The organism is Shinella sp. BE166, assembly GCF_051201095.1.
GTDB lineage: Bacteria > Pseudomonadota > Alphaproteobacteria > Rhizobiales > Rhizobiaceae > Shinella > Shinella lacus.
Genome location: NZ_JBPEHL010000015.1, coordinates 137,636 through 153,290 on the forward strand (window position 1 = coordinate 137,636; position 15,655 = coordinate 153,290).

At 58.0% G+C, this 15,655-nt stretch carries 15 protein-coding genes and 3 pseudogenes; 6 read left to right on the forward strand and 12 right to left on the reverse strand.

Annotation, left to right across the window (positions count from 1 at the left end):
- Positions 1 to 60: 60 nt before the first annotated feature.
- A pseudogene (locus tag J2Y63_RS27890) lies at positions 61 to 556 on the reverse strand (recombinase family protein); the annotation flags it as partial.
- 135 nt (positions 557 to 691) lie between these two features.
- On the opposite strand from J2Y63_RS27890, the gene J2Y63_RS27895 reads away from it, so the two are divergent.
- Complete coding sequence (locus J2Y63_RS27895; RefSeq protein WP_435268768.1) at positions 692 to 3,667, forward strand: Tn3 family transposase; 2,976 nt, start codon at positions 692 to 694, stop codon at positions 3,665 to 3,667.
- 20 nt (positions 3,668 to 3,687) lie between these two features.
- Here J2Y63_RS27895 and J2Y63_RS27900 read toward each other — a convergent pair whose 3' ends face one another.
- From J2Y63_RS27900 to J2Y63_RS27915, 4 genes are all read right to left on the reverse strand, one after another.
- Positions 3,688 to 4,035 carry a hypothetical protein gene (locus J2Y63_RS27900; protein WP_435268769.1) on the reverse strand — a complete coding sequence of 116 codons (348 nt, stop codon included), beginning with the start codon at positions 4,033 to 4,035 and terminating at the stop codon, positions 3,688 to 3,690.
- A 50-nt stretch (positions 4,036 to 4,085) separates the two neighbouring features.
- Entirely contained in the window at positions 4,086 to 4,409 is a 324-nt protein-coding gene (locus J2Y63_RS27905; RefSeq protein WP_435268770.1) for a helix-turn-helix domain-containing protein, read from the reverse strand.
- The gene (locus J2Y63_RS27910) at positions 4,399 to 4,758 is read right to left on the reverse strand and encodes a type II toxin-antitoxin system RelE/ParE family toxin (protein ID WP_435268771.1); all 360 of its coding nucleotides are present in this window, start codon (positions 4,756 to 4,758) and stop codon (positions 4,399 to 4,401) included. The genes J2Y63_RS27905 and J2Y63_RS27910 overlap by 11 nt, the downstream gene beginning before the upstream one ends.
- A 174-nt stretch (positions 4,759 to 4,932) precedes the next feature.
- Positions 4,933 to 5,379 carry an erythromycin esterase family protein gene (locus J2Y63_RS27915; protein ID WP_435268785.1) on the reverse strand — a complete coding sequence of 149 codons (447 nt, stop codon included), beginning with the start codon at positions 5,377 to 5,379 and terminating at the stop codon, positions 4,933 to 4,935.
- 263 nt (positions 5,380 to 5,642) lie between these two features.
- On the opposite strand from J2Y63_RS27915, the gene J2Y63_RS27920 reads away from it, so the two are divergent.
- Together J2Y63_RS27920 and J2Y63_RS27925 are read left to right on the forward strand one after the other, a co-directional pair.
- The gene (locus tag J2Y63_RS27920) at positions 5,643 to 5,897 is read left to right on the forward strand and encodes a FitA-like ribbon-helix-helix domain-containing protein (RefSeq protein ID WP_435268772.1); all 255 of its coding nucleotides are present in this window, start codon (positions 5,643 to 5,645) and stop codon (positions 5,895 to 5,897) included.
- Entirely contained in the window at positions 5,894 to 6,313 is a 420-nt protein-coding gene (locus tag J2Y63_RS27925) for a type II toxin-antitoxin system VapC family toxin (protein ID WP_435268773.1), read from the forward strand. Before J2Y63_RS27920 ends, J2Y63_RS27925 begins: the two co-directional genes overlap by 4 nt.
- Positions 6,314 to 6,458: 145 nt before the next feature.
- Here J2Y63_RS27925 and J2Y63_RS27930 read toward each other — a convergent pair whose 3' ends face one another.
- From J2Y63_RS27930 to J2Y63_RS27950, 5 genes and pseudogenes are all read right to left on the reverse strand, one after another.
- Complete coding sequence (locus tag J2Y63_RS27930) at positions 6,459 to 7,382, reverse strand: ABC transporter ATP-binding protein (RefSeq protein ID WP_435268786.1); 924 nt, start codon at positions 7,380 to 7,382, stop codon at positions 6,459 to 6,461.
- Entirely contained in the window at positions 7,379 to 7,753 is a 375-nt protein-coding gene (locus tag J2Y63_RS27935; RefSeq protein ID WP_435268787.1) for an oligopeptide/dipeptide ABC transporter ATP-binding protein, read from the reverse strand. The genes J2Y63_RS27930 and J2Y63_RS27935 overlap by 4 nt, the downstream gene beginning before the upstream one ends.
- Before the next feature lie 25 nt (positions 7,754 to 7,778).
- Positions 7,779 to 7,874, reverse strand: a pseudogene (gene tnpB / locus J2Y63_RS27940) (IS66 family insertion sequence element accessory protein TnpB); the annotation flags it as partial.
- The gene (tnpA, locus tag J2Y63_RS27945) at positions 7,871 to 8,257 is read right to left on the reverse strand and encodes an IS66-like element accessory protein TnpA (RefSeq protein WP_435268774.1); all 387 of its coding nucleotides are present in this window, start codon (positions 8,255 to 8,257) and stop codon (positions 7,871 to 7,873) included. The pseudogene tnpB and the gene tnpA, both read right to left, overlap by 4 nt.
- A gap of 264 nt (positions 8,258 to 8,521) precedes the next feature.
- Positions 8,522 to 8,689 (reverse strand): hypothetical protein, encoded by a 168-nt coding sequence (locus tag J2Y63_RS27950; RefSeq protein ID WP_435268775.1) that lies wholly within the window; start codon positions 8,687 to 8,689, stop codon positions 8,522 to 8,524.
- A gap of 263 nt (positions 8,690 to 8,952) precedes the next feature.
- On the opposite strand from J2Y63_RS27950, the gene J2Y63_RS27955 reads away from it, so the two are divergent.
- Complete coding sequence (locus J2Y63_RS27955) at positions 8,953 to 9,315, forward strand: DUF6641 family protein (protein ID WP_435268776.1); 363 nt, start codon at positions 8,953 to 8,955, stop codon at positions 9,313 to 9,315.
- Between the two features lie 613 nt (positions 9,316 to 9,928).
- Here the strand turns inward: J2Y63_RS27955 and J2Y63_RS27960 are convergent.
- A complete protein-coding gene (locus J2Y63_RS27960; RefSeq protein WP_230640152.1) occupies positions 9,929 to 10,321 on the reverse strand; it encodes a FliM/FliN family flagellar motor switch protein in 393 nt (130 codons plus the stop codon).
- 377 nt (positions 10,322 to 10,698) lie between these two features.
- Between J2Y63_RS27960 and J2Y63_RS27965 the strand changes: the two genes are divergently transcribed.
- On the forward strand, positions 10,699 to 11,130 hold the full coding sequence (locus J2Y63_RS27965) for a hypothetical protein (RefSeq protein ID WP_435268777.1): 432 nt from the start codon (positions 10,699 to 10,701) through the stop codon (positions 11,128 to 11,130).
- Between the two features lie 424 nt (positions 11,131 to 11,554).
- On the opposite strand, the gene J2Y63_RS27970 is transcribed toward J2Y63_RS27965, so the two are convergent.
- On the reverse strand, positions 11,555 to 13,783 hold the full coding sequence (locus J2Y63_RS27970) for a bifunctional diguanylate cyclase/phosphodiesterase (RefSeq protein WP_435268778.1): 2,229 nt from the start codon (positions 13,781 to 13,783) through the stop codon (positions 11,555 to 11,557).
- A gap of 684 nt (positions 13,784 to 14,467) precedes the next feature.
- Here J2Y63_RS27970 and J2Y63_RS27975 point away from each other — a divergent pair.
- A pseudogene (locus J2Y63_RS27975) lies at positions 14,468 to 15,571 on the forward strand (IS256 family transposase); the annotation flags it as partial.
- Between the last annotated feature and the right edge of the window lie 84 nt (positions 15,572 to 15,655).

Here is a 15,655-nt window from a genome sequence, read left to right on the forward strand (position 1 = left end):
GGGGGTCGGAACAAGAGCAGTTCAAAATCGTACGCTAAGGTCGAACGGATCGTGAACCCTCGTCGCGAGATCCTCGCGCACATCCTGCTTCTGTTTGTCGCTGAACGTCGAAGGGCGGCCGAGCGCCTTTCCTTCCAACTTGGCGCGCTTGAGACCGGACTGCGTTCGCTCAACCAGCAGACCGCGCTCGAACTCGGCGACGGCATTGAGCACGTTCATGTTCATCGTGCCGGCGGAGTTGGTGAGATCGGCGCCGCCGAGCGCGATACAGTAGACCTTGACGCCCATTTCAGCCAATGCTTTGACCGTGGTGCTGACGTCGATCGCGTCGCGGCCGAGCCGATCAAGCTTGGTCACGATCAGTACGTCACCTGATTCCAGCTTGTCCATAAGCCGGGAAAGCCGCAACGCTGCGCAATGGCGGTGCTGCCGGAAACCGTATCGGTTACAATCCGGCGCGGCTTGACCTGGAAGCCGGCGGCTTCGATTTCCCGAATCTGGTTTCGGTAGTTTGCCCGGTCGTGGAGACGCGGACATAGGCAAAGGTGCGCGGCATAGGTCAAACTCGTCCGAATAGGCTGTTCGACAGCCTGTCAAGATAGTTTGTGGACAGGTCGTTTCACCCCTGTCCCAAAACGTCTGTTTCCGTACAGAGGTGTGGCTATCAGCGCATGTTGTAAGGAGTAAAACGGTGGCACGGCGGACCCTACTCAAGACTCAGGATCGACAGGAGCTTTTCGACATTCCAGCCGATGAAGACAGCCTGATCCGCCATTATTCCTTGTCGCCGGCTGATCGGCTGGAAATTGAGCTCCGCCGGCGCAAACACAATCAGCTCGGCTTTGCAGTGCAGCTCTGCCTGATGCGCTATCCCGGCCGGGCACTCCTGCCGTACGAGGTCCCTCCGAGCGTGATGCTCAATTATGTCGCCGAGCAGATCGATACGGATCCCAGGCTATTTGCTTTTTACGCTCGCCGAGAGGAAACTCGCCGCGATCACATCGCACACCTGCTGCGCTATCTGGAAATCAGAAGCCCAACCGGCACGGACCGTCGCGCTGCGCTGCGGGCAGCCATCGAGGCAGCTTCAACAACAGACCAGGGGGCGGCGATTGCAAAAGCGATAATTGCCACCTACCGGGAACGGCGGGCCCTGCTGCCAGTGGCAACCATGATCGAACGCATGGGGTTGGCGGCCCGCGCCATTGCCCGGCGCCGTGCCGAGGCAGCTCTAATCTCGGAGTTGCCGCCCGAAAAGCTCGAAGCTCTTGATGCACTGTTGAACGTTGATCCGAAAATAGGCCAGACGCGCTTTCACTGGCTGCGTTCTGCTCCAGATGCACCAGGAGCGTGGAATCTGGCCGGATTGACGGAACGCATCGCATTCCTGCGCGCACTCGAGATCGATCCTCGCTTGCAAGCCCGCATCCCCTCTGGACGATGGGACCAGATGATCCGCGAGGGTGACGCCACCCCAGCCTGGCTCGCTGGTGATTTCAATGCTAGCCGTCGGCGCGCGACGATCGTGGCGCAGGTCATCAAACTCGGCCAGAAGCTCACCGACGATGCTTTGACAATGTTCATCAAACTGATCGGCCGCCTGTTCTCCCAAGCCAACAACCGCAAAAAACAGCGCCATATGAACGCCCGCATAGAAACATCGAAGGCGCTGCGACTGTTCCTCGATACGATTTTGGCCCTGCAGGCCGCCAATGACGCTGATGAAGACGCGATCGAGATGGTAAACCGGAAAGTCGGCTGGCATCGGCTGCTGCAGATCAAACCCGGTCTTGAAGCGATGGTGGAGGACGGGGATGTATCGCCTTTGGTGATGGCGGCCGAGCAGTATGGAAATGTGCGCAAATTCGCAGGAGCCTTCCTTCAAGCGTTCACATTCCACTCGCGTCGTCGACACGATCCGCTGCTTGCGGCGATCGCGGCCCTGAAAATGCTTTATGCAGAAGGACGGCGTGTTCTGCCGGATCGCGTGCCGGTCGGGCATCTTGGAGCGACCGAGCGAAAACTGATCTTCGAGAGCGGAAAGCCGGATCGGCGGCTGTACGAGGTTGCCACCCTGGCTCACTTGCGTGACCGGCTGCGCTCCGCGGATATCTGGGTTGACGGCAGTCGGTCATTCCGGCCGATAGACGAACACCTCATGCCCAAGCCCGCGTTCCTCACCATGAAGGAAGAAGGCAAGCTCGGTCTCGGCGTACAGGGCGATGGCGCCGCCTGGCTCGCCGAAGTGCGGCAGATGATGGACTTCAATCTCAAGCGCCTTGCCTATCGCGCGCGCAATGGAAAGCTTGATGGCGTCAGGCTGGAGGCTGGAACCCTGATCGTAACGCCGCGGGTGAGCGACATTCCCGCCGCAGCGGATGAGTTGAACGTCGAAATCAGCGAAATGTATCCTCTGGTCGAAGTGCCCGACCTCCTCAGGGAGGTGCATGAGTGGACCGGATTTGCAGATCAGTTCACGCGTGTCCGGACAGGCGATACGCCGCAGAACATCTCTGCCATGCTCGCCGCCGTGTTGGCGGATGGTACCAATCTTGGCCCGAAACGCATGGCGGGAGCCTCCAAGGGGATCAGTGCGCATCAGATCGGTTGGATGCGCACCTTCCATGCCCGATCCGAGACCTATCGGGCCGCCCAGGCCTGCGTGACGGACGCTCACACACGCAATCCACATTCGCTGCTCTGGGGAGACGGAACGACCGCCTCATCCGATGGGCAATTCTTCCGGGCCAGCGATCGAGCCGCCAAACGCGGCGACGTCAATTTGCATTATGGCAACGAACCGGGATCCAAATTCTACAGCCATCTCTCTGACCAGTATGGATACTTCGGCATATTGCCGATTAGCCCGACCGAAAGCGAGGCTGTCTATGTCCTCGATGGTCTGTTCGACCACGACACGATTCTAGAAATCGAGGAGCACTTTACCGATACCGGTGGCGCCAGCGATCATGTCTTTGCTTTATTCGCACTGATCGGGAAGCGCTTCGCGCCACGGCTACGCAACATCAAAGACCGAAAGTTCCACGCCTTCGAGAAGGCCGATGCCTACTCGGCGTTGGAAAACCACATCGGTGCCCCCATCAACACCGCTCTTATTCTCGAACATTGGGACGATCTGCTGCGTCTGGCCGCTTCAATCACGACGCGCACCGTCGCGCCGTCAACGATTCTCAAAAGGTTCTCTGCTTCATCAAAATCCAGCGATCTCACCAAAGCCTTGCGCGAACTCGGCCGCATCGAGCGCACCCTGTTCATGATCGAGTGGTATTCCAGCCCGGCGCTGCGCCGGCGTTGTCAGGCCGGACTAAACAAGGGCGAAGCCGCACACAAGCTTAAGCGTGCCGTCTTCTTCCATGAGCGCGGCGAAATAAGGGATCGATCCTTTGAAAGCCAGGCTTTCCGGGCTTCCGGTCTCAACCTAGTGATCAGCGCCATCGTCCATTGGAACACCGTTTATCTTAGCCACGCCGCCGCTCATTTACGACAGCAGGGCCGGAGTATTCCCAACGAACTGCTCAAACACGTCTCGCCGCTCAGTTGGGAGCACATAAATCTCACCGGCATCTACTCTTGGGACGCTGAGCAACAGATGCCGGAGGGCTTCAGGCCCTTGCGCCTTCCTGGCCGCCTCCTGCGCGCTGCTTGATGTTCACCGTCCGTTCGAACTTAACGTACGATTTTGAACTGCTCTTGTTCCGACCCCATGGTTGCACTAGCCGCTTCAAATGACGGGTTCTTTGCGAGCCACCTCGAAACGGCCTCCGCCAATGACATCTGCAAATTGAAGCGAGGTTGATAGCCCCTTATATAGGGTAGCCCAAAGCCGATCATTGCGGCCGATATGTTGCAGTTCTTAAACTCGATCGAGCCCTTGGATCGACCAAGGGACCGCTGAAGCCCCCTGTTGTTCATGGCTTTGTTGTAGGCGCGGCCAGCCAGATCATCCATCAGCATCTGGAAATAGACGGCGACGACCGCGTCGTTTTCCCGATCGGACCAATGTTCAGCGTTCATGTCACCACGCTATGGCGGCAAAGGTGCTTTGTCATTCAGCGGAGATCCAGTTACGCAAGCATCTGCAGCCCGTGCTTTTGCACAAGGGACAGGAGCTTGAGCGCCGGCCCGCTTGGCCGCTTGGCACCGGTTTCCCATTTCTGGACCGTCGACGGGCTCGTGTTCAGATAACGGGCAAAGAGCGGCTGGCTGACATGATTGTTCTCGCGCAGCGCCTTGATCTCGCCAGGCGACAGTTCCTGCGGGATCACAAGGCAATCCTCATCGAAGGTCCGCATCGTTTCCTTGTCGATGGTCCCAGCCGCAAACATGCCTTCGACAGCGCTATGGATTGCCTCGAAGGCATCGCTCTTGAACTTGCGTTTAGTTGCCATGATCAATCTCCAGTAAGGCGCCGATCTCAAGTTCCGCTTCGAGGTCGGCTTTCGCCTTGCCACGGTAGAGGTCTGCGAGTTTCCGGAACGCCAGAAGCTCGTCGTCGTCGATGTTCGCCCGATCCTTCTTGGCGAAGAGATAGGTGAACACCCAAAACTCCCCGGCCTTCGCCAGAACAATTGAACGATGCATGTTGTCGTTGAGGCGCTTCTTGAAGACGCCACCGCCAAGATCGTCGGCCTGTCCAAGGGCAACCTGACGGATTGCCTTCGACAATGCCTTGTCGGAGATGCGCGCCTTCTTTGCCGCCTTGGCAAACCACGCCGTTTTGAACACTCGTTCTGACATCGGTCTATATAGCACTAAGTGCTACATCCATCAAGATTTTAAAAGGAGAGCTATGCCGCCTCCCATACCTGATTCAGAATTCGAGCAGCAAGCGCGCCCTGTTTTGCGGCTTCGACGTCCTCTGGTTTCGAATGTTCACTGCAGGCTCTATAAGAAGCCCTCAAGCGCGCGGCGTTACGCGCTAGTCAATGCGAGATAGGTGGCATGAAGCAGCAGTTCGACTTGTTCGGAACGGGGGAGGCGAGAGAGCCGGAAGTGAAGGCCCAATCTCCGTCCACACGCGATGTGCGAGGTATCGGGGACGAAATCGACATGATCCGCCGCCTCGAAGAGACGGGTCGCTATCGCGTTCTGCGGAAACTGCAGCCTCGCACCATCGCGGGTCCACGGCATGGTTTCATCGAACCAGACATAGGCGTCGAACTGCTTTGTCAGTTCGGCATAGGCATAATGACTGAGGCGTTCGCTCTCCGGCCGATAGATCACGCCGATAAAGCGTTCCAGTCGCTCGGCGGAGAGCGCCTCGGCTATTTCGGTCTGGTGGGAGAAATCGAGGAGGAAGCTGGGCTTTCCCAATAGATGGCAGCAGCGCTCGATGCTCTCCTCAAGCGAGGGGCGGATCGTGCGTGCGTCGACCGACGACGGTTAGTCGAGCAGTACGGTGGGGACTGTCGGTTCGGCAGCCGGCACCGGTTGCAGCGTGGCCTAAGCGTGGGAGGATGAGGCGGTCGCAAGTGACGCAAGGCTGGTTTCTCTCGCGACGGAGAGCAGGCGAATATCCTGATGCGAATGCATCGACCGCATCCTCGTTAATGAATGTCTTGAATTTTGCGTCATTCTGTATATTTTGATATCAATGCCATCATTTTATGGAGGTGATACCAATGCCGGCAGTCACCATTCGAAATCTTTCTGACGAAACACATCGTGCTCTGCGGGTGCGGGCGGCTCATCATGGCCGGAGCACCGAGGCCGAAATCCGCGACATTATTGAAGCCGCTGTCCGTCCTCCTGAGCGTATAAAGCTCGGTTCCGTGCTGACCGCCATTGGTCGCGACGCCGGGCTTTCCGACAGCGACGTTGAAGCCCTGCAGAAAAGTCGCGACAAGACACCTGCCGAGCCAATGACCTTCGAATGATCCTGCTGGACACCAACGTTATATCCGAGCCTTGGAAACCGGTGCCTGATGAGGCAGTAATCGCCTGGTTGGACGCCCAAGCTATCGAAACGCTTTTCCTCTCCGCAATAACGATTGCTGAACTCCGATTTGGAGTCGCTGCTATGCCTTCAGGGAAACGGCAAACTATTCTTCGCGACCGCCTTGAGGGCGAAGTGCTGCCCCACTTTTCCGAGCGCATCCTGTCCTTCGACCTGGCTGCTTCTCAGTTTTATTCTGAACTGATGGCACGCGCTCGAGTATCCGGAAGAGCGATTGGCACGGCTGATGGCTACATTGCAGCCACAGCGGCGGCAAACGGCCTCGCGATCGCCACTCGCGACACAAGCCCTTTCGAGGCTGCTGGGCTGAAAGTTATCAATCCCTGGTCCAGATAACTACAGTATGCATGTTGGTGTCGTGAATTCGGGTCCCTTCAAAAGCCGGGTTGGCTGGCGTCTAGACCATCCCAACGTCATGCCTCACTCGCAAGTTCGACAGTGCGATGATGAGCTGCGGTTGCCGCGAGGCTGAGTAGATCTTTCAGGGTATCGTTTCCCATGAGCACGCGGAGCGCTGCTTCGGTGGTGCCGCCGGGCAGCCGGACGGCACGTCGAGTGGGGAGGGCAGTTCGCCCGCGATGGCCGGCTTCTTCCGCCGCTGGCCCGGATCGAGCGACGGCGCGGCGGCAAGCAGCGCGCGGGAATAGGGATGCTCCGGATTGGCGAAAAGCGCTTCCGACGGGCCGATCTCCACGATGGCGCCGAGATAGATGACGGCGACGCGGTGCGAGACATGGCGGACGAGCCGGAGATCGTGCGCGACGAAGAGCACGGTCAGGCCGAGATTGTCCTGCAACTCCATCAGCAGGTTGACCACCTGGGCCTGGACGGAGACGTCGAGCGCGGAGACCAGCTCGTCGGCGACGAGGCAGATCGGCTCCAGGGCGAGCGCCCGGGCGATGCCGATGCGCTGGCGCTGGCCGCCGGAAAATTCGTGCGGATACTTGTCCGCCGCACCGTCCGGCAGGCGCACGAGGTCGAGCAGTTCGTCGATGCGCCGGCCGACATCCGCGCCGCTGCGCATGCCGTGCACGGTGATCGCCTCTTCCAGCGTGTCGCGTACCGTCATGCGTGGGTTGAGCGAGGTGTAGGGATCCTGGAACATCATCTGGACGCGGCGATTGTAGGCCCGGCGCTTCGCCCCCTTGAGGCCGACGACGCTCTCGCCCTCGAAGAGGATGTCGCCGGCGGTCGGCCGGTTGAGGCCGGCGATGCAGCGGGCGAGCGTGGACTTGCCGCAGCCCGATTCGCCGACGATGCCGAGCGTCTCGCCCGCCATGACGTCGAGTTCCACGCCGTTGAGCGCCGAGACCACCTTCTGCGGCCGCCGCGCCACCGCATCGGCCAGCGAGCGCGGCTTGGAGAAGCGCATGGAGAGGTCGCGAATGGAGAGGATCGGGGTCATTGCGCGGCCTCGCGGAGGGAGAAAAAGGCCGCAGCTTCGGGGAGCCGGTGGCAGGCGGCAAGCCCGCCACCCGAAAGCGCGGCAAGGTTCGGCCGGACATCCCGGCATTCGGATCCCGCGACCGGGCAGCGCGCGATGAAGGCGCAGCCGGCGGGCATGGCGGCGAGGGACGGCGGCGCGCCGGGAATGGAATAGAGCGGCGTGCGCGGCGGCACGTCGCGCGGAATGGAGCGCAGCAGCCCGAGCGTATAGGGATGGCGGGCATGGCCGATCATCGTGGCCGTTTCCCCGGTCTCGCACAGCCGCCCGCCATACATTACCGCGACGCGGTCGCAGGTCAGCGCGTTTTCCGCGGAAGCCGAAGATGGCACCAGACCCCGGCGCCTCCTTTAAGACCCCTTCCACCAACGCCGACAGTCCATCAATGCCACGCCGCATGTCGGTTACCCCGCAGGCCAGATAGACCCGTACATTCCCGGAAGGTCCAATCATGCCGCCTCCACGCAAGCGATCAGCGTCGATAAAACCTCGAGATCAACGTCCGCTGCAATTCTCAGCAAGCGGCCATTCCTCAGGAGGATTTCAACGTCTTTACATCTCGACCGAGTCCCGTTCCTCTTAAAGCCGTCGTGCACGCTCTCCGATGTTCTGACAAGTGACACCGGCACGAACGATGGGGTATGCGATGGTTTCAACTCGGGCGGGAAAAGTTTCTTTCGCCAAGCGTAAATCTGCTGCGGAAGAACGTCATGCCGGCGCGCGACATCCGCAACGCTGCCATCCCCGCTGAAAGCTTCTTGCAATATCGAAAGCTTCAGTTCCGCGGACCATCGACGTTGTCGCTGGGCACCCGTCAGGATCTCAACCTTGGCCATTCATACCCTGTTACGTCATAAATGAATCATCTGTGCCGTAACTTGCGCCAATTCCGCACCCAACCAAAACCGGCTAACCGGACGCTCACCGTATTCCGACATACTCGACGTGGATATCACCGATCCCGCCAACGATCTCGACAACTATCTGCTTGGCGTGGATGCAATGGTGGAGAAGGTCATATCCGGGGCCTGCACGCTTTGGTCGGCCTCTGACGCAACAGGTCCGCGTCAGATGTTGGCTCTTTTTTGTGCGGCAGAGTATCATTCAAATGTTTCCGGACGTGCGCCCGCGATAGTAGGTTTCCGAGGAAATCCGCCGTCCGCAATGATCTGCCTTGAACTTCCCTCTGCCTTGTAGACGTAGCCAATCAACAGAATTCCAAATACACCTATAGCTATTGCTAGTAGAAACCTACCGATCTTCTGCATGGCGACCTTCCGAACTTTTGCAGTAACAATTTTGAAATGATTCGCAAACGGCTCCAGCTGTCAGTTTTTGCAACTACACCCAATTGTCTGGTAACGTGGAACCAGGCTAAAAGTTCTCGCCCTTTTGGTAGACGGCTGTATCCGAGAAACACGTTCAACGGTTTCGGAAAGGATCATAGCATGTCTCACCTCAAGGCTCTCAAACTCACCTCCGCAGTCCCGGTTCGCGCTGCCGTCGATCCGGTGCAGCGTGCGCGGGAAAGATGATCGCGGCGCTGGCCGAGCAGAAGCAGATGGCAGAGGCGAAGATCACCGGTCAGGTGCTCACGCCCACGCATATCGTGCGCAGGAAGAATACCGAAGGTGTCCGCGTCGAGGTCGAAGCGCCCAAGCGCGTGCGTCAGGGCTGGTTCACCGATGGCAACGGCAAGGTGTTTTTCGCTCTGCGCTATGCCGGCAAGCCCATCGACTTCGCCAAGGACAAGAACGCCATCGAGGCCCGCGAGCTTTCGGCGCTGCCGAAGGTCATTTATACGCTGGTCGAGGCAGTGCGCGCGGACGAGCTTGATGCGCAACTGACCGCTGCTGCCGCCGAGAGCGGTCAGATGCTGCGCAAGCCGAAGTAAACCGCGTACTTTTCGCGGGACAAGCATCCGAAGGCCCTGGGATCATGGATGATCCCAGGGCCTTCGTGCGTTCCGGCCCTGCCGGAACGCTGTCAAAGAGCGCCACGAACACGCGTTTGGGGCGTGGTGCTGCAAGATACGTTATTGCCTGCGCCGCGCTTATTGACGCTTCTATGCGTCTGGAAGCGCATGCGCCCGGTAGGTGTCTGCCGCATCCGCGCCCATCGCGAGCCACTTCTTAGCCCGCAATCTGTCCTCGCATTCCCGACCGCTGCGGCACACCGAAAACATTAGGAGTATCCAATCAACTATCTCGCGCCGTATCGGGCTTGGTTATTACAAATCGGTCCAGGAGTGCCTGGGTGCGGCGTACGGACTCCACCTCAATCAGCGCCGCCTCAAGTAGCGGCAAGGCGGAATGTAGCTGAGAATTATCACGAGCGATCTCCAGAACAGTCTTGAGATGACTCGCAGCGAGTATACATGCCTTCATCGTCATGATGTTCTCTTTGAGCATTGCGTCGGTTATACCTATCAATAGGTTCGGCGAGACAGATCGACAAAGCGGAAAAATACACCCCAGTCGCCCAAGGTCGTCGTGTTCCGTCAAAGCTCACCGGGCGACGCGAATCATTCGGATGCCGATGACGTTTTCATACTTGTCGGAAACGATTTCGCCATATCCGAACAGGCGCCCATTGACGAGAAGCTCAACGGGCTCGCCAAAACGCTTGTCCAAGCGAAAGCTGTAGCCTGGATCAGCCCTCATCAACTCAGCAACGGAGATCTTGGCGCGTCCAATCACGACATCGATCTCGACCGGTATGGTATTGACCCGCTCCCTAACTTCTGGGCGCACCGCAGCTGTAGCGTCCGACCGCGCATCAGGGAACAATGAACTCGCTTCTTGGAACGCTTCCCCCGTCGCGTGAGGGTGGGCATTCGTCATCTCGGGAGTGAAACCGCCGTGGGAAACCGGCTGTTGCTCATCTGAAACGTTGCACATTAAGTACCCCAAAAAAAATCGTTGTTGCGGCTCGAAGCGTATGCCTCGCTTTCTAGAGCAACTAAGGAGGGGGGGTGGGAAAAGGACCGATTAGGTCGCAATGAACCTTAACAAGTGCTTACTTTCCACAGAATCGCGCGTAGGGCTTGAGCGTTTTGGAACAGACGCGCAGCCCCCAGTTGACCGCGCGACCGCAGTCGCACGGAACTGAACGCTTGTGGAGTCATCGAGCGATTCGCGGGGGTGTGCCTGGTCAATTGCGAGTCGGCGTGGAAAGCTATCGCCGCCTCACGAAAAGCACACGCAGCACACATTGCATTTCTCGCCACCAACGCCTAGATTACTAAGATGACGTTAACACAAGGGCGGAATCTGTGTTGGAAGCGGATGTTCATCGCAACTACCTGTCCCGGCTTGCTTTCGCCGACGATGCCGCAGAGGCCAGATACCATGCGGTCAATCTGCTGGCCAGGGCGCTATGTCCGGTCAAAGGGGTGCGATCCTTCGCCACGTATCAAGTTCGGATTGTCAGTATCAGCGAAACTGGCGCGGTCCTTCAAGCACGAAATATCACGAGCCTGACTGATCATTTTTATCTTTGCCTGGGTCAATTCGAAATCCTTCTTACCTGCACTCGGGTGAAGCGACAGGAAGGCAGTCTCTTTGTGCGGTTTTCGAAACCAGAGGAAAGCGGCTTTATCCACGCGCTAGCACTTATCGATTTCCCTCTCACCACGTTGCAACGACTTCGCGGACAGTCCTCTCGCCGCATTGAAATGAGGATAACGCAGCCAGGAATCAACATCTAAACGATGAGTGCGATTGTGGGGCAATTGGGCACGAGAGACTCAGCGGATATAGGCTTGCGGTTAGGTTGCTTGCTTGTGTGTGGCTTGGCAGTTCTCCTGCCTCTGTATTACGCGTTCACCGGAAAAGACGAAGGGTCAAGCCCCGTTCGCTCGGTTCCTCTACCAACCCCGTCAGTCCCAATACAATTCGAAATGTTATACAGCGAGAATCAGCGCGGTTTGATGTTATTCGACGGTTACATCTATCTCCTCCGTCAGGGCGACGTGTTGCCGGATGGGAGTCGATTCGGGAACGCTAGTAGCCAGACAGGTGAAAGTCCCGTCAAAGAGCAGGAGCGGGCTGGCGGCGATGAACTTTCGTAAGGTGAACAAAGAACCCACTTAGCGATTATTTTCATCCCCAAAAGAAATCATTGCACGCTCGCTATTCTTGAAATGGTGTAATGGAAGCAGTGCGTTCTGTACCGCTTGCCAGCAGAGCTTCGACTTTCTCAGCAACAATGGGCCGGGAGAACAGATAGCCCTGTAGCTCATCACAACCGATATCGTACAGAAACTCGCTTTGCACCGTCGTTTCGACACCCTCTGCGGTGATTTCCAGCCGGTTTGCTTTCGCAAGATCAACGATTGCCCGCACAATCGCCTCATCTCTGTCCGATTGTCCGATGCCCCTTACGAAGCTCTGGTCGATCTTGATACGGTCCACATGGCTTTCGCGGAGCCGCCCAAGTGACGAGAATCCGGTCCCGAAATCGTCTAGTGCAATCTTTACACCTAGTTCACGGAGCTCGCCGAGATTGGAAGAGGTATCGCCGCTATCGTCCAGCCAGGCGGTTTCGGTGAGTTCCAGTTCGAGTTTTCCGGGAGCAAGCTGCGTCAACGACAAAACCTCCGCAACACTTGCTGCGAAACTGGCCTCCTTCAACTGCACAGCCGAAACATTGACGGCAACCTTCGCAAGCGGCCACTTGGCTGCCGTCTGGCATGCCGTTGTCAGTACGTAATGCCCCAGGTCGTTGATGAGGCCTGTTTCTTCTGCAATTGGGATAAAGACTGCCGGAGAAATCGGGCCACGCGCCGGATGCTGCCAGCGTACTAACGCTTCGACGCCGGTGATCTGATGGGTCTTGGCTTCATATTTGGGTTGATAGACAACGGTAAACTGCTGCTTGTCGGCAAGAGCGGTGCGTAAGGCCCGTTCGACCTCTAGACGATCATGGATCAGGTTGTCCATATGGTGCCCGAAGACGGCGACCCGCGCCCCGCCTGCAGCCTTGGCAGCGTGAAGCGCGATTCCAGCCTTTCGCCCGAGTTCGCTGCGCGACTGATCATCGCTTGATACCATGACAACACCGACCGAGCCGCTGACGCAGGCATGGCTGTCACCGACGTCGAAGCGCTCGCCCAGTACCTCGACAACTTTCCTGGCGAGCGTTTCGCAAGTCGGCGTTTTTGCGCCTTTCATAATAAAAGCGAACTCGTCGCCGCCGACACGGGAGAGTGTACCTAGATCCCTCGTCAGGCGCCCGATCCGAGCGGCAGCTTCGCGAAGAACGTGATCCCCCATTTCAGGCCCGAGTGCGTCGTTCACCTGCTTAAAGCGGTCGAGCCCGACATAAACGAGACCGAACCCCTGTTCGCTGGCTCCATCCGCCAGTGTCTCATCGAGCAATTTTCTAAACCCCAGCCGATTGGGTAGCTGGGTTAACGGATCGCGCAGTCTTGATGCGCGTATGCGTTCCTCACTGTTTCTCGTCGCGATCAACCGATAGTAAATCGCAGCGAGAAGAGTGGTAACGACCACGAAAAATATGACACCTGTCAGAAAGAGAAGCCATTCTATTGATTTCAGGAAGGCTGCGCCGGGTTTATATGGCTCCCAGAATAAATACCCAAGCAGGTCCCCTTGCTCCGTCATCAGTGAAAGATTGCTCTCGCCAGGGAGAGGGGTCGGTGAAGGAGAGAACCTCATCTCGCCCAATGCATGCTCGTCGGCGAGCGTTTGCAGCATATCGCCATCCACAAAGCGCAAAGCCACATGCAAATAGCTCTCGCCAGCCGCTTTCAGATCGCCAGTTTCGGGCACAATCGGCTTGACGCTGAGGAACGCTGGGTGCCCGTCGACACGGACAAAATCCGAGGCCCCCGGTGATCGCATGCCGTCGCTTACCCCTCCTTCGTCCCCGCTGAGTAGTGCTTTGCGCAATTTGTTCACCAATGGCTGCGCACTCGTCTCCACCAGTTTATAAGCAGCCGGTGCCTGTCGTTCCCCTTTGAAGGAGGCAAAAATCGGGGTGTTCGTGGGTGAGAGAATATACGCCGCGTCATGACCGAAATAGGAGTGCATCCACCCTCCTAAATTTGCATCGAGCCAAGCTGATCTTTCTTCACCATCCGGCATATGCAGCATCTTGACTGCGTCACCCCAGATGGTGACGCTTTCCTGTTCGCGGGCAATGCCCGTGCGCAATTCCGAAATTATGTGCTCGGTGCGATGCGCTTCTCGCGCTGCTTCCGTCGAGTCGATGCTGGCGCTTGCCCATATCAGAACCATATAGGCGGCAACGTACAATCCGAATGTCCCAAGGAGGGTCGGAGCGGTGACGAATATCAGGAAATTCTTAATCGTCGTCTTTTTGAAATCGTCCGCCATTTTCGCTCTTCAACGTTGTAAGTCGCAACTCGCTGATCTCCGTTCATGGCGCTGCTAAACTCCGTGGGTTGGCAATTTGGTACAAAAAATCGCCAATTGCCGTAGCTATCGAAAAACATTGAGAACGTTGGTTAACGAAGTGCCGCGAATGTGATGATGGGGACGATCATATAAATTGGCCCGCCGCGAGAGGTGCGGAGGCGACGTTACACTCGTCAGTCCGCAGTTGTACGCGTTCCAGCCTCACCGGTATGGTGTCAAAGAGCGTCGCGGACACGCTTTCGGGGCGGCGCGCTGCACAGCGCTGTTGTCGGGTAGGAACGCGTTCCTTGATACTTCTATGCTTTTGCGCGACGTGCTCAACGTTTGCCGGATTACATTTCCGTTTTCTTCATCATTGATCGGTATCGATCATCGTAGGGCGGTGCTTTGGTTTTGCGTTCGCCGCCTCTTTTCATTTGGAGTTTTGTTTCCGCCGAGTTCGAGCGGAGACTTGATGCAAGGCCAGTCACCCGGCAATAGCGGCGACAGATCGTGTCCCGCCGAGTGGTGTAGCTGGGTGATAGCGAAGCCGCTCGCGAGTGCACCCTCCAAGGTGCTGTAGGGAGCGGGCGGCGTAGCGGTGGTCACCAGTGTTTTCCGGTAGGGTCGGGTTGCTTATGACCAACCTGAGGGACACCACCGATGACCGACGACATGATGAACCTGCGCTCACTCGTTGAGAAGAGCGCCGACGCCGATTTGCTGCGCGAGATGATCGGCTTCGCTGCCGAGAAGCTGATGGCGCTGGAGGTCGGCACAAAGACGGGCGCGGATTATGGCGAGAAGAATGGCTTCCGACTTGCCCAGCGCAACGGCTATCGCGACCGGGACTGGGAGACACGGGCGGGCACCGTCGAGCTGCGCATTCCGAAGCTTCGCACAGGCAGCTATTTCCCGAGCTTTCTCGAACCACGCCGCATGGCAGAGAAAGCCCTGACGGCGGTGATCCAAGAGGCCTATATCCAAGGCGTCTCGACCCGATCCGTCGATGACCTCGTTAAGGCCATGGGCATGTCGGGCATCTCCAAGAGCCAGGTATCCCGGCTCTGCGAGGAGATCGACGAGAAGGTGAAGGCCTTCCTCGACAGGCCCATCGAAGGGGAATGGCCCTACCTTTGGATCGATGCGACCTACCTCAAGGTCCGGCGCGGCGGGCGCATCGTCTCCGTCGCCGTCATCATCGCCGTCGGCGTCAACACCGACGGTCGACGCGAGGTGCTCGGTATGGAGATCGGCACATCCGAGGCCGAGGCGATCTGGACCGAGTTTCTTCGAAAGCTGACCAGGCGGGGTCTGCGTGGCGTCAAGCTCGTCGTCTCCGATGCCCATGAGGGCATCAAAGCCGCAGTATCGAAGGTGCTCTCGGCCACCTGGCAGAGATGCCGTGTCCACTTCATGCGCAATGCTTTGGCCCATGCCGGGAAGAGCGGACGCCGTGTTGTCTCTGCCTTCATCGCCACGGCCTTTGCCCAAGACACGTCAGAGGCTGCAAGTACCCAATGGCGCAACGTCGCCGACCAGATCAGGCCGAAGGTGCCCAAACTCGCCAGTCTCATGGACAGTGCCGAGCAAGACGTGCTCGCCTACATGACCTTTCCCAAGCAGCATTGGGCCAAACTCCACTCGACAAACCCGATTGAGCGATTGAACGGTGAGATCAAGCGACGCACAGAGGTCGTCGGCATCTTCCCAAACGACGACGCCATCGTGCGCCTAGTCGGTGCGCTGCTGCTCGAACAGAACGACGTGTATGGACCGCTCCCTGTTTGCAAGGAGTAATTTGAACGTCACGGCAGACACGGTGCTTGCGGTCGTGTATCCGGCCTGTTT